Here is an 11703-nt window from a genome sequence, read left to right as displayed (position 1 = left end):
GCTGAGCATCACTTGCCCCCCCATTGGTCGCGTTCGTCGCGGCTCGCGCGGCGATTGGCACCGATCTGCGCGATCAGGGGCGGCGCCAGGCTCAGGCCGATCAGCAGCGCCGCGGCGACCACCATGAGGACCTTCTCGAACCCCGGGACCAGGTCGGTCGACGTGTCCACCGCCGACGCGTCGACCGTCCTCGGGGCCCCGTTGCCGCCGCCGCTGCCGCCGCCGCTGCCTGCGCTGTCGCCGGCGAGGTCGAGGTCGCCCTCGCAGATGCCGGTGTCCGGATCGCACGTCTGGCCGGACCCGGCGCCGCCGCCGTCGGCGCCGCCGCCGTTGCTGCCCGCGCCGCCGCTGCCGCCGGCGTTACTCCCCGCGCCGCCGTTGCCGCCACCGTTACTGCCGCCGCCGTTGTTGCTGCCGCCGCCACCGTTGCTACCGCCGCCGCCGTTGTTGCCGCCGGCGCCGCCGGTGCCGGTGGTGCACTGGGTGGGGCCGCCCTTCTTGTCGCACTCCGGCGGGTTCGGGTCGTTCTTGGCCAGGGTGTTGGTGCCGTCCGTGGAGAACGTCGGGTTGTTGCAGGTACGCATGTCCGACGGCGGAGGCACGCTGGCCCCGGGGACGAGCGCCAGCTGACCGAAGCCCGCCTGGACCAGGTTGATCGGCAGGGCCGAGTAGCCGAGCGCGTTGACCTGGCTCTGCCCCTGGCACAGCAGATACTTGCCGAAGTCGCCAAGGGTGAAGCCCTTCGCGGTACTGAAGCCGTAGTCGGTCGTCGTCGGCAGGATCATGTACGAGTAGGAGGACAGCACGTACGTCCGCGGGTCCTGGTTGCTGTACACCTTGCCCAGCTTCTGGGTCAGGTAGGTGGCCCTGTTGTTCTTGTCCATGTCGATCTCCGCGGCGAGCAGCGACACGGCCACGTGGCCGGCGGTGGGCTCGGTGTAGTAGCCCGCCGGGTTGAGCACCTTCGCCACCGGGAAGCCGGCCTGGATCGCGTACGAGTACTCCACGTAGCCGATCGAACCGACGGCGCCCTCCTGGCTGACGTAGCCGGAGACGCCGAGGTCGCCCGGTTGCCCGATCATCGGCGAGCCGTTGAGCACCGGGTAGGCCGACGTCTGGGTACACGGGTTGCGGCCGACCCGGGCGCAGTACGCCGTCCAGTACTGGCTCTGGGTCGCGACCATCCACTGGGTGAACTGGGCACTGGAGCCGGACCCGTCCGAGCGGACCACCGGGACGATGGTGAGGGCCGGCAGGTTGAGCCCGGGGTTGTCGGCCTTGATCGCCGGGTCGTTCCACTTGGTGAGCGCACCCGTGAAGATCTTGGCGATGTTCTCGCCGGACAGCCGCAGGTTCGTGACCCGCTTGGTGCCGATCTTCAGGTTGTACATGAACGTCGTGCCGCCGGCGGTGTCCGGCATGTAGACGTACCCGCGCGGCGGCGGGGGGTCGTCACTGATGCCGTCCTTGACGCCGTAGGGGATGTCGGAGGCCGCCCAGTCCAGGGTGCCCTCGCGGAACTTGGACCGGCCGGTGGTGGAGCCGCTGCGCTCGTAGTCGACCCGCATCCCGTACTGGGCCACGTTGCCGATCCACGCGTGGAACGCGTTGTACGACCAGGTGGAGCCACCGCCGGAGATCGGCACGTAGTCGGCCGCGACCGCGGGTCGTGCGGGACCGACGAGACTCACCATCGCGCCGAGGAGCGCCGTGATGAGCGCCGCCGACCGGCGACGCCATCGAAAACGCCGAGGGTTCATGGTCGGGCCTCTTCCTGCCTCTCAACGGTGGGTGGGGTGGCCACGCTGTCAGCGGCGGGTAGGTTGACCGCGCCGAACTGCTGGTGCCGCTGGACCATGCGCGCCGCGTCACGTTGCGAGGCGGCCGCGCGGCGGCGGCGCGCGCCCGCGGAGAGTTCGCCGGGGGCACGACCGCCGATGATGCGAGTGATGGTGAACAGCAGCACCACGAGGATCAGCAGGACCAGCGCCGTGCCGAAGCCGCGCGCCTGCTCGTTCGGGTGCGACGACTGCACCTGGGTGTACGCCAGCAGCGGCAGCGACATCATCGAACCGTGCAACGGGTCGAGGTTCAGGTAGTTGGTCGCCCCGGCGGTCAGCAGCACCGGGCTGGTCTCGCCGACCGCGCGGGCCGCGCCGAGGATCACGGCGGTCGCGAGCCCCGGGCGGGCGGTCGGCAACAGCACGTACCACGTCGTCCGCCAGCGGCTGGCGCCGAGCGCCAGCGACGCCTCTTTGAGCGACCCGGGCACCAGCCGGAGTACCACGTCGGCCGCCCGGATGATGATCGGCAGGATCGTCACGGCGAGCGCGGTCGCGGCCGCGAACCCCGACGGCCCGAGATGGAAGATCAGGATCAGGGTCGCGTAGATGAACAGGCCGGCGATGATGTCCGGCAGGGCGGTCATCGTCTCGACCACGGTCCGGATGAACCGGGAGAACCGGCCGGGCACCTCGTGCAGGTACACCGCGGCGATCAGGCCCAGCGGCACCGCGATGCCCAGCGCGATACCCAGCTCGATGAGCGTCCCGACGATCGCGTGGAGGATGCCGCCCTTGCTGAGCGGGTCGTCTTCCAGGCTGAAGCGCGCGTCTTCGGTGTAGAAGTTCAGGTGCACCAGCGCGCGCCAGCCGTGAACGGCCGTGTACGAGATGACGAACACGAGCGCGGCGACCAGCAACAGCGCCAGTGAGTGCATGATGAACGCGCTGACGCGGTCGCTTCGCACCGCACGGCTCTCGTCGAAGGAGACCAGCACCGCGTAGCAGACGACGACCACCAGCCAGGTCATGACGATGTACCCGAGGAGTCCGGTGAACGGGCCGAGCTGCGTCCACAGCACGCCGGTCGTGGTGGCCCCCGCGGCGAGGGCGCCGACGATCGCGAGCCAGTCGGTGCGGCGCATCCCGCCGGTGCGGCGCCGGCCCTGCGCGCTCGGCACCGCGGGGCGCGCCGGCACGGTGGTGGATGCCGGGACCTCGCTCCGCACGGCCCCCGACCCGGCCGTATCCGCGGTCGTGCCGGCCGGTGGCTGGGCCTGGGCCTGGGGGAGCACCGTCACACCTCGCTCACGGCGCCGGACCGGGATCGGGAGACCACCGATGCCGCACCGAAGTTGACGATCAGGGTCAGCACGAACAACGCCACGCCGGCCGCCATGAGGGCGGAGATGCCGAACGGGCTCGACTCGCCGTAGCGCAGGGCGATCAGCGACGAGACCGAACTGGTGCCGTGCTCGAGAATGTGCGGCTGGATCTCGAAGCGCGGCGAAATGATCATGACGACGGCGATCGTCTCGCCCAGCGCCCGGCCCAGGCCGAGCATGGTGCCGCCGATGACGGCGCCCCGGCCGAAGGGCAGCACGACACTGCGGATCATGCCCCACCGGGTGGCACCCAGCGCGTATGCGCCCTCCCGCTCGCCGACGGGGGCAAGGCCGAACGCCTCCCGCATCACCGAGCAGGCGATCGGCGCGACCATGAGCGCCACGACCACGCCCGCGATGAACGTCGAGGAGGTGTACGCCGTCTGCGTGCCCAGCGGGTCGTCCCGCGTGACCCCGCTGACCGCGAAGATCGGGATCCAGCCGAACCAGTCGGAGATCCACCGGGACAGGTCGACGATCTTCCACTGCAGGAAGAACGCGCCCCACAGGCCGAACACCACGCTCGGCACGGCCGCCATCAGGTCGACCACCGTGACCAGCGTGCGCTTCAGCCAGCGCGGCGCGTATTCGGAGATGTAGAGCGCGGTGCCCATGGCCAGCGGTACCGCGACCACGATGGCGACGAGCGCGATGAGCACGGTACCGACGATCACCGCGGCGATCCCGAAACCGCCGCCGTCCGGGTTCCAGTCCTCGGTGGTGATGAAGCTGACCCCGGCCCGGCTCAGCGCCTCCCAGGCCCGGTAGGCGAGGAACGTGCCGACGAGCACCATGAGCACCAGCACGAGGCTGCCGCCGCCGCGGGACACGCCCCGGAACACCTTGTCGGCCGGGCCCGCGTTGTCGGCCAGCTTCCGCTTCGCCGGCCGGGGCGCCGTTTCGGTACTCATCGCACACCCCGGACGGGCTGACGCACGATGCCGAGCGGCCGGCGATCATGCAGCGGCACCACGCTGTCGGCGAGCTCCGCCTCGGGCGACAGCGCGACGAACTTGGCCGCGCCGAGCGCGCTGTCGTGGTCCCGCTTGTACCAGCGGCCGCTGGTCGCGACGGCCGCGCCGTCCAGCTCGAGCCGCCAGCCCCAGCGACCGGTCGGCCGGTCGTAGATCGGCAGCTGGACGAGCCGGGCGAGACCCTCTTTCAGCTCCGCGATGCCGTCGATCGCCAGCTGGTAGCTCGGAAAGATGAGCGCGCTGCGCCCCAGCTCGTGGTTGTTCGCGCCGATCAGCCGCCAGGCATACCACTCGCCGGGCCAGATCGCTCCCCGTGCGGCGGGCCCGGCCGGTCCGGCCGGCGCCAGTGCCTCGACCGGCACCGTCGCCAACGACCATCCCATTCGGTGCGGATGCACCGAAGCCGGCCCACATAGGACCTGGATCCGTACCTGGGGCATTAACCCATCTCCAGCCTCGCTCTGCGCACTCCCGTGCGATCGCGCCCGGGCGCAATGCCGAACCTTGCAAGGCAGAGCCAAGCGCTGAGGGAGAGATAGTGAACGCCGAACGAAGCGTGGGTCGCCGAACGTCGATCGCGACCGTTTCGGGGGTTAAACACAGAATGGGCCGCCGCCCGTGCGCATAAACATTCAGGCCCGAATTCGGCAGGCTTGGAATAACAATGAGAAACGAAGAACAGGCCATTCAGCAGGAATGGCTGACCGAACAGGTGATAGCCAGGTGAACCTTAACTGTGCCTTAGGTCGCACGCGGGTTTTCCCGGCGGGAGCGTGGGCAGGAGGCGGCGGTGACCCAGGTACACCACCGCACCGAGCAGGCCGGCGGGCAGACCGTCTTCTACCGCGAGGCCGGCGACCCGGCCGCGCCGCACGTCGTGCTGCTGCACGGCTGTCCGGCCAGCTCGCACATGTACCGCGGGCTCATTCCCCGGCTCGCCGCGCGCTACCACGTCATCGCGCCGGACCTGGTCGGCTTCGGGCTGAGCAGCGCGCCGCCGGTGAGCGAGTTCGAGTACACCTTCGAAAAGCTGACGGACGTCGTCGAGGCGTTCCTGACCGAGCGGGGCATCGCCGGCTATGCGATGTACGTCCAGGACTACGGCGCGCCGACCGGGTGGCGGCTCGCGCTGCGCCACCCCGACCGCGTGCGGGCCATCGTGTCGCAGAACGGCAACGCCTACGAGGAGGGCTTCGTCGACACGTTCTGGGAACCGCTGTGGCAGTACGCCGAGAGCCGCTCCCCGCAGGACGCCGAACCCCTGCTCGAGGCGCTGAGCGAGCAGGGGATCCGGTGGCAGTACGTCCACGGCGTGCCGAACCCCGACGTCGTCGACCCCGACTCCTGGCTGCACGACCACGCGCAGGTGAGCCGGCCCGGCAACCACGAGGTGCAGCTGGCGCTCTTCGCCGACTACCCGAGCAACGTGGCGCTGTACCCGGCCGTCCACGACTACTTCCGCGCCTCGCAGGTGCCGCTGCTGGCGATGTGGGGCCGCAACGACCGCATCTTCGGCCCGGCCGGCGCCGAGGCGTTCCGCCGCGACCTGCCCGGCGCCGAGGTGCGGCTGCTCGACGGCGGCCACTTCCTGCTGGAGTCGCACCTCGACGAGGCCGCGCCGATGGTGGCCGGCTTCCTGGACCGGGCCCTGGCCCTGGCCTAGCCGACCCGCTCGGGGGTGCGGGCCGGTGCCGCGCCGGCCGCGCGGCGCCCCCGCGCGGTGCGGCCCCACGGCTTGAACACCCCCAGGGTCACGTTCGTGACCAGCACCGCGAGCAGGACCACCGCGCCCGCCGTCGCACCGGCCCGCGACCCCGCCTCCACCTGCTGGGCGAGGTAGACCGCGGCGAACACGATGACGGCGATGGTGAGCACCAGCTTGGTCAGCACCCAGTAGTGCTTGGCCAGCCCCCACGGCGAGGTCAGCGCCAGCGTGAGGCCGGCCAGCAGGGCCAGCATCGAGACCGGGATCATGACGTACTGATCGATGGTGCGCATGGCGTCGAGCGCGGTGTCCCGGCCGGACAGCCCGAGGGCGACGAGGGTCAGCGCCCCGCCCAGCCAGCCGGCGGCGGCGCAGACGTGCACGGTGAGCAGAACCTTGCGCAAGCGGCGAGCACTCATGCCGCCGACGCTATGGGCGCCCGGGCCGCGGCTCGTCCGCCCGGACGCGGCATCGCGGCGCCCGGCGTACGCAAAATCGTGTACGGGGATCAGGGTTCGACCAGGCCCCACTGGTAGGCGTACACCACCAGCTGGACCCGGTCCCGGGCCGCGACCTTGACGATGCTGCGGCTCACGTGCGTGCGCGCGGTCGCCGCGCTGATCCCCAGCCGGGCCCCGATCTCCTCGTTGGTCAGCCCCTGCGCGACCAGGCGCACGACCTCCCGCTCGCGCTCGGTGAGCCGCCCCAGCGCCCGCGCCGCCTCCATCGACCGCGCCGCCGGCCGCCGCACGAACGCCGCCACCAGCTTGCGCGTCGCCGCCGCGTCGAGCAGCGCGTCGCCGCGCGCCACCACCCGCACCGCGTCGATCAGCGCGGCCGGCTCGGCGTCCTTGAGCAGGAAGCCGCTCGCCCCCGCGCGCAGCGCCGCGAAGACGTACTCGTCGACGTCGAACGTGGTGAGCACCAGCACCCGGACCCCGCTCACCGCCGCGGTGATCCGCCGGGTCGCCTCGATGCCGTCCACGCCGGGCATCCGCACGTCCATGATCATGACGTCGGGCCGGTGCAGGCGGGCCACGCCGAGCGCCTCCGCGCCGTCGGCCGCCTCGGCCACGACCTCCACGTCGGGCTCGGCCGAGAGCATCACCCGCAGCCCGGCCCGGGCCAGCGGCTGGTCGTCCACCAGGGCCACCCGGATCATTGCGGGATCCAGGCCCGCACCGCGAACCCTCCGCCGGGGCGCGGCCCGGCCGAGAGCGTCCCGCCCAGCTCGGCCACCCGCTCCCCCATCCCCTGCAGCCCGCGGCCGGGCACGGGCCCGTCGGCCACCCCCGCGCCGTCGTCCTCCACGGCCAGCCCGACGCCGCCCGGCTCGTAGGCCACGGTCACCGCCGCGCTGCCGGCCGCCGCGTGCCGCACCACGTTGGTCAGCGACTCCTGGACGATCCGGTACGCGCACGCGTCCGCCTCCGGCCGCAGCGGCCGCGGCGGCCCGGTCACGGTCAGCGTCACCCGCAGCGCTTCGCCGTCGAGCCGGCCGACCAGCCCGCCCACGTCGCCGATCCCGCGCGGCGGCACCTCGCCGCGCAGCTCGCCGAGGGTCTGCCGCAGCTCCCGCAGCGCCTCCACGCTGGTGGACCGGATGGCCTGCACGGCCGCGTGGGCGTCGGCCGGGCTGTGGTCCCACACCCGCAGCGCCGCCCCGGACTGCAGGGTGATCAGCGACAGGCTGTGCGCGACCACGTCGTGCACCTCGCGGCTGAGCCGCAGCCGCTCGTCGGCCAGCGCCCGGTCGGCCACGTCGTCGGCGTGGGTGCGGTAGAGCCGGACCGTGGCGGCGAGCCACGCCGGCACGCCCAGCCAGGCCAGCACCGCCCCGAGCAGCACGGCGGCCTCGACCAGCAGCGTGCTGACCGGCGCGGGCCGCACCAGCGCCGGCACGAGCAGGATCGTCGCCAGCCCGACGGCCCACACCGTGCGCCGCGTCCCCGCGTGCCGGGCCAGCGAATACGACAGCAGGCACACCACGAAGATCACCGGGCCGTACGGGTACCCCACGGCGAGGTATCCGGCCACGATCGCCGCCCCGGCCAGCAGCGCGCCCACCGGCCACCGCCGCCGCACCAGCACGACCGCGACCGCGGCGCCGACCAGCAGCCATGCCCATCCGTCCAGCGGATGCCGGGGCGGCACCTGCCGCGCCGCGGCCCCGGCGGTGCCCGCCGCCAGCACCACGACGAGACCCGCGGCCAGCAATCCTTCCCGGACCCGGACGGGCGTCACGCGCCAACTGTAGGCCCTGCGGCTATGCGGCGGAGAGTGGCACGGCCAGCTCGACCAGCGTGCCACGGCCCGGCCCGCTGTCCAGGTGGGCCCGGCCGCCGGCGTCGCGGATGCGCCGCTCGATCGACTCGGCGAGCCCGACCCCGCGCGGCTGCCGCTGCGGATCGAAGCCGCGGCCGCTGTCCTGAATGGACAATCGCAGCTCGGTGGCGGAGACGGTCGCCCGCACCGTGGCCCGGTCGACGTCGGCGTGCTTGAGCACGTTGTTCAGCGCCTCGTGGGCGGCGTCCAGCAGCGCGGCGGTCGCCTCGGGGGCCAGGCCGCGGCGCCAGTCGTCGCGCCCGTCCAGCGCGGCCACGTTGAGCTCGACGTGCAGGCCGGCCAGCGCCTTGTCGTAGACGAGCCGGCGCAGCCCGTCGAGGAGGTCGCCGGCGCCCTCGCCCGCGCCGTCGCCGGCGACGAAGGCGCGCAGCCAGGCGGCCTCGGCCGCGACGTGCCGGCGCACCTGCGGGTCGGCGACCCAGTTGCCGCGGCTGAGCGTCTCCAACGTCTGCAGGGCCCGGTCGTGCAGCGTCCGCACGTGGCGCAGCCGCTCCTGCTCGCGGGTCAGCGCCTCCGCGCGGGCGAGCGCCTCGGCCCGGCTCGCGTCGAGCTGGCGGGCCAGCCGGCGCAGCAGGCGGGCGCACAGATAGGCGATGGTGGTGTTGGTGAAGTAGGCGATCGTGTTGGGGAAGAAGGCGATCGCCGGCTCGTGGTGCCACAGCAGGTCGCCCGCGTTGTAGGCGCCGGCCAGCAGCGCCGCCGCGGCGAACACCGTGAGATAGCGGCGGAACGCGATGCCATACACGACCGAGCTGATGATGGTGTACGGATACAGGTAGCTCACCCACGTCGAGCCGTCGGCGACCCAGCTCAGCCGCGCGCCCACGCACAGCGCCAGCACACACCAGGCGAGGTCGGCCGTCATGACCGCGTGCGGCAGGCGCCGGGCCCGCAGGCACACCGCCATCACCGCGAACGCCTCGACGATCATGGCGGCGGAGAAGACCAGCGTGCCGGTCAGCCCCGGGTAGCGCGCCCAGCCCGCCCAGACGGTCGAGAGGATGTGGACCAGGCCGAAGATGCGGTACACCGTGCCCAGGTAGGCCAGCCACCGCTCGATGCCGACCCCGGCGGAGCGGTTCATCCGCGGCACGCCCGGAGCCTCATGCCGGGCGCGGCCGGTTGGCCGGGTCGAGGGCGGCCCGGGTCAGCTCCGCCTTGTTGCCCAGCCCCAGCTTCGCCCGGATCCGCTCGACATAGGTGTCGACGGTCGCCGTGCGCACGCCCATCCGGCTCGCGACCTGGGAGTGCGTGAAGCCGCTGGCAATCAGCTCGAGCGTCTGCTGCTCCCGCGGCGAGAGCCCGCCGCCGGCGGGCGCGGCCGCCGCGGGCTCGGCGAGGGCGGCGCGGACGAGGTCGGCGAGCTGGGCGGAGAGCGCGAACCCGCCCGCCGCGACCGTGCGGACCGCCGCGACGAACAGGTCCGGGGCGGCGTGCTTGGTGATGTAGCCGGCGGCGCCCGCCCGCATCGCGCCGATCACGTCGGCGGCCCGGCCGAAGGCGGAGATCACCAGCACGCGGGACGCCACCGAGAAGCGGGCCACCGCGTCGACGCAGGGCCGGTCGCCGTCGTGGTAGAGGTCGAGCACGATCACGTCGGGCCCGGGCGGCGCCGCGATGAGGCCGGCCAGCTCCGCCGCGCTGCCCGCCGAGGCGGTCACCGTGCACTCCGCCGACTCGGCCAGCACCTGCTCGATGCCGCGCCGGGCGATCGGATGGTCGTCCAGGACCGCGACCTGGATCATCTCGGATCACCGCCTGGGAGCTTTCCGCATACCGAACGACGCCGGTGCATATCTTCCTGCGGCCTCGCGGGCCGGGGAATGGGCCGTACCGACATCGATGTGGGGCGAATGGGGGACGCGCCGTCCCGGCAATTGCCGACCTGACCGGCACGGTGCGCGGGCCACAGACTGCTCGCATCGGCCCCGGCTCGGGGCCCTCTTCCCTGGAGGACAGCGCCATGCTCGTGACCCGACGCGCCACCGCCGTGCTCGCCGGCATCTGCGTCGCCGTGACCGCCGCCGTCGTGCCCACCGCCCCCGCCCACGCCAGCTGCCCGGACAACTTCTGCGGCACCTGGGGAACCATCGTCGCCGATCCCTACCTGAGCGTGCGCGCGACCCCGGACCGCTCCCAGAGCCCCATCGGCCACGCGAACCATCTGGACCCGGTGAAGATCTCGTGCTGGACCTGGGGCGAGTACATCGACCAGGGCCAGTGGCCCTCGGCGATCTGGGACAAGATCGTCGACGACAACACCGGATCGGCCGGCTACGGCTCGGACGCCTGGATCGAGACCTCGTCGGACGTGCGCACGCTGGTCCCGCAGTGCTGAGCGGACCCGCGAAAGCCGGCCGGGCCGGGGTGGCGCTGCTCGCCCTGGCCGCGGCCGTCGTGCTGGCCACGCCCGGGGTCGCCGCCGCCGACGACCAGGGGCCGGACTGCGGGCCGGGGCTGACGCTCGCGCAGTACCGGCAGAATCTCGGTGAACCTTACGACGGCTGCGTCTACGACATCACCAACTTCGCGCAGCCCGCCGGCGACTTCCTGCGTGTCAACGTCTACGCCGCCGGCTTCGACGCGCTGCGCGGCACCGCCGTCGACGACGCCATCGCCAACTGGAACACCTCCGGCGCCCACCTGCGGCTCACCCGCGTGGGCTCCACGGGGTACCCCAACCTCATCACGATCGGCACCGACAACTTCGGCGCCGACTGCGGCACCTCCGCCTGGGCGAAGTCCTGGGGCGGCACCTCCGGCGACGCGTTGCGCTACCGCATCAGCCTCAACGCCCAGACCCTCGGCTGCAGCGCCAACCCGGACACCTGGACGGCGCTCATCGGTCACGAGCTCGGCCACAACCTCGGGCTGTTCCACAACAGCCACTTCAACGGCCCGCTCCAGCCGATGATGCGCGGCTCGACCCAGGCCAAGTTCCTGGAAGGCGACCCGATCAAGCAGGCGACCTTCACCGACCTCAGCCTGATCAACGCGCTGTACCCGCAGGTGCCGCACCGCTGCGCGAGCAGCCCCGGCGACGACAACTGCAACGGCACGGACCCGGTCGAGCAGGGTTGCGCCGACGCCGTCGGCCCGCCGCGGCTCACGGTGCCCGGTGCCGGTTGGGTCGAGCTGCACTACAGCACCAACTGCGGCGCGAACTGGGCCAAGGCGTCGGCCACGACCGCCGGCTGGCACATCTACCGCATCCTGGTCGAGCGCCAGCCGGGCCCGGACGGGCGCGCCCTGCGCATCGAGGACGCACCCTGGTCGACGTTCTACTACGGCAACATGCTCCACTCCCCGTCCAACATCGCCCACGCCTGCGTCACGTTCCGCAGCGACGGCGGCGGTTCGAGCGGCAGGTACTGCACGAACTGGTTCTAATCTGCGCTCATTGATAGGTCTTGGTACGTGAGGATCATGTGCCGTACAGTGGTTGATGGGACCGGCGTCTTCCCCCGTGGATGCCGGTCCCTTTTTTGCGGGCCGGCCCCTTTTTTCGCGCC

At 72.5% G+C, this 11703-nt stretch carries 12 protein-coding genes; 3 read left to right on the top strand and 9 right to left on the bottom strand.

Annotated elements, in window-relative coordinates; all coding sequences use genetic code 11:
• Positions 1-8 precede the first annotated feature (8 nt).
• The 4 genes from ACQPXD_RS05125 to ACQPXD_RS05110 are packed head-to-tail and all read right to left on the bottom strand — an operon-like array spanning position 9 to position 4511.
• On the bottom strand, positions 9-1760 hold the full coding sequence (locus ACQPXD_RS05125) for a phosphate ABC transporter substrate-binding protein PstS (protein ID WP_432835310.1): 1752 nt from the start codon (positions 1758-1760) through the stop codon (positions 9-11).
• A complete protein-coding gene (pstA, locus tag ACQPXD_RS05120; protein WP_432835308.1) occupies positions 1757-3076 on the bottom strand; it encodes a phosphate ABC transporter permease PstA in 1320 nt (439 codons plus the stop codon). Before pstA ends, ACQPXD_RS05125 begins: the two co-directional genes overlap by 4 nt.
• A 2-nt stretch (positions 3077-3078) precedes the next feature.
• On the bottom strand, positions 3079-4077 hold the full coding sequence (gene pstC, locus ACQPXD_RS05115; protein ID WP_432835306.1) for a phosphate ABC transporter permease subunit PstC: 999 nt from the start codon (positions 4075-4077) through the stop codon (positions 3079-3081).
• Positions 4074-4511 carry a hypothetical protein gene (locus tag ACQPXD_RS05110; RefSeq protein WP_432835304.1) on the bottom strand — a complete coding sequence of 146 codons (438 nt, stop codon included), beginning with the start codon at positions 4509-4511 and terminating at the stop codon, positions 4074-4076. The genes pstC and ACQPXD_RS05110 overlap by 4 nt, the downstream gene beginning before the upstream one ends.
• Before the next feature lie 419 nt (positions 4512-4930).
• Between ACQPXD_RS05110 and ACQPXD_RS05105 the strand changes: the two genes are divergently transcribed.
• Positions 4931-5803, top strand: coding sequence for an alpha/beta fold hydrolase (locus ACQPXD_RS05105; protein ID WP_432835302.1), 873 nt, complete (start codon positions 4931-4933; stop codon positions 5801-5803).
• On the opposite strand, the gene ACQPXD_RS05100 is transcribed toward ACQPXD_RS05105, so the two are convergent.
• From ACQPXD_RS05100 to ACQPXD_RS05080, 5 genes are all read right to left on the bottom strand, one after another.
• Positions 5800-6264, bottom strand: a complete 465-nt coding sequence (locus ACQPXD_RS05100) for a hypothetical protein (RefSeq protein ID WP_432835300.1) — start codon at positions 6262-6264, stop codon at positions 5800-5802. The two genes, ACQPXD_RS05105 and ACQPXD_RS05100, sit on opposite strands and share 4 nt — an antisense overlap.
• An 89-nt stretch (positions 6265-6353) precedes the next feature.
• Positions 6354-7007, bottom strand: a complete 654-nt coding sequence (locus tag ACQPXD_RS05095) for a response regulator (RefSeq protein ID WP_432835298.1) — start codon at positions 7005-7007, stop codon at positions 6354-6356.
• Entirely contained in the window at positions 7004-8089 is a 1086-nt protein-coding gene (locus tag ACQPXD_RS05090) for a sensor histidine kinase (RefSeq protein ID WP_432835296.1), read from the bottom strand. Before ACQPXD_RS05090 ends, ACQPXD_RS05095 begins: the two co-directional genes overlap by 4 nt.
• Positions 8090-8111: 22 nt before the next feature.
• Complete coding sequence (locus ACQPXD_RS05085; protein WP_432835294.1) at positions 8112-9275, bottom strand: sensor histidine kinase; 1164 nt, start codon at positions 9273-9275, stop codon at positions 8112-8114.
• 19 nt (positions 9276-9294) lie between these two features.
• Positions 9295-9936 carry a LuxR C-terminal-related transcriptional regulator gene (locus ACQPXD_RS05080; protein ID WP_432835292.1) on the bottom strand — a complete coding sequence of 214 codons (642 nt, stop codon included), beginning with the start codon at positions 9934-9936 and terminating at the stop codon, positions 9295-9297.
• A gap of 218 nt (positions 9937-10154) precedes the next feature.
• On the opposite strand from ACQPXD_RS05080, the gene ACQPXD_RS05075 reads away from it, so the two are divergent.
• Together ACQPXD_RS05075 and ACQPXD_RS05070 are read left to right on the top strand one after the other, a co-directional pair.
• The gene (locus ACQPXD_RS05075) at positions 10155-10529 is read left to right on the top strand and encodes a hypothetical protein (protein WP_432835290.1); all 375 of its coding nucleotides are present in this window, start codon (positions 10155-10157) and stop codon (positions 10527-10529) included.
• The gene (locus tag ACQPXD_RS05070) at positions 10523-11581 is read left to right on the top strand and encodes a M57 family metalloprotease (RefSeq protein WP_432835288.1); all 1059 of its coding nucleotides are present in this window, start codon (positions 10523-10525) and stop codon (positions 11579-11581) included. The genes ACQPXD_RS05075 and ACQPXD_RS05070 overlap by 7 nt, the downstream gene beginning before the upstream one ends.
• The last annotated feature ends 122 nt before the right edge of the window (positions 11582-11703 follow it).

It is taken from the genome of Dactylosporangium sp. CA-092794 (assembly GCF_050948465.1).
Classification (GTDB): domain Bacteria; phylum Actinomycetota; class Actinomycetes; order Mycobacteriales; family Micromonosporaceae; genus Dactylosporangium.
Note: the sequence above shows the minus strand (reverse complement) of the source record. Positions and strands in the feature narration are given on the sequence as shown.

What these genes read in the sequence shown, in the direction of transcription:
- ACQPXD_RS05085 (WP_432835294.1), bottom strand. Translation starts at nt 9,275, where the DNA reads ATGAACCGCTCCGCCGGGGTCGGCATCGAGCGGTGGCTGGCCTACCTG.
- ACQPXD_RS05075 (WP_432835290.1), top strand. Translation starts at nt 10,155, where the DNA reads ATGCTCGTGACCCGACGCGCCACCGCCGTGCTCGCCGGCATCTGCGTC.
- ACQPXD_RS05125 (WP_432835310.1), bottom strand. Translation starts at nt 1,760, where the DNA reads ATGAACCCTCGGCGTTTTCGATGGCGTCGCCGGTCGGCGGCGCTCATC.
- ACQPXD_RS05080 (WP_432835292.1), bottom strand. Translation starts at nt 9,936, where the DNA reads ATGATCCAGGTCGCGGTCCTGGACGACCATCCGATCGCCCGGCGCGGC.
- pstC (WP_432835306.1), bottom strand. Translation starts at nt 4,077, where the DNA reads ATGAGTACCGAAACGGCGCCCCGGCCGGCGAAGCGGAAGCTGGCCGAC.
- ACQPXD_RS05095 (WP_432835298.1), bottom strand. Translation starts at nt 7,007, where the DNA reads ATGATCCGGGTGGCCCTGGTGGACGACCAGCCGCTGGCCCGGGCCGGG.
- ACQPXD_RS05100 (WP_432835300.1), bottom strand. Translation starts at nt 6,264, where the DNA reads ATGAGTGCTCGCCGCTTGCGCAAGGTTCTGCTCACCGTGCACGTCTGC.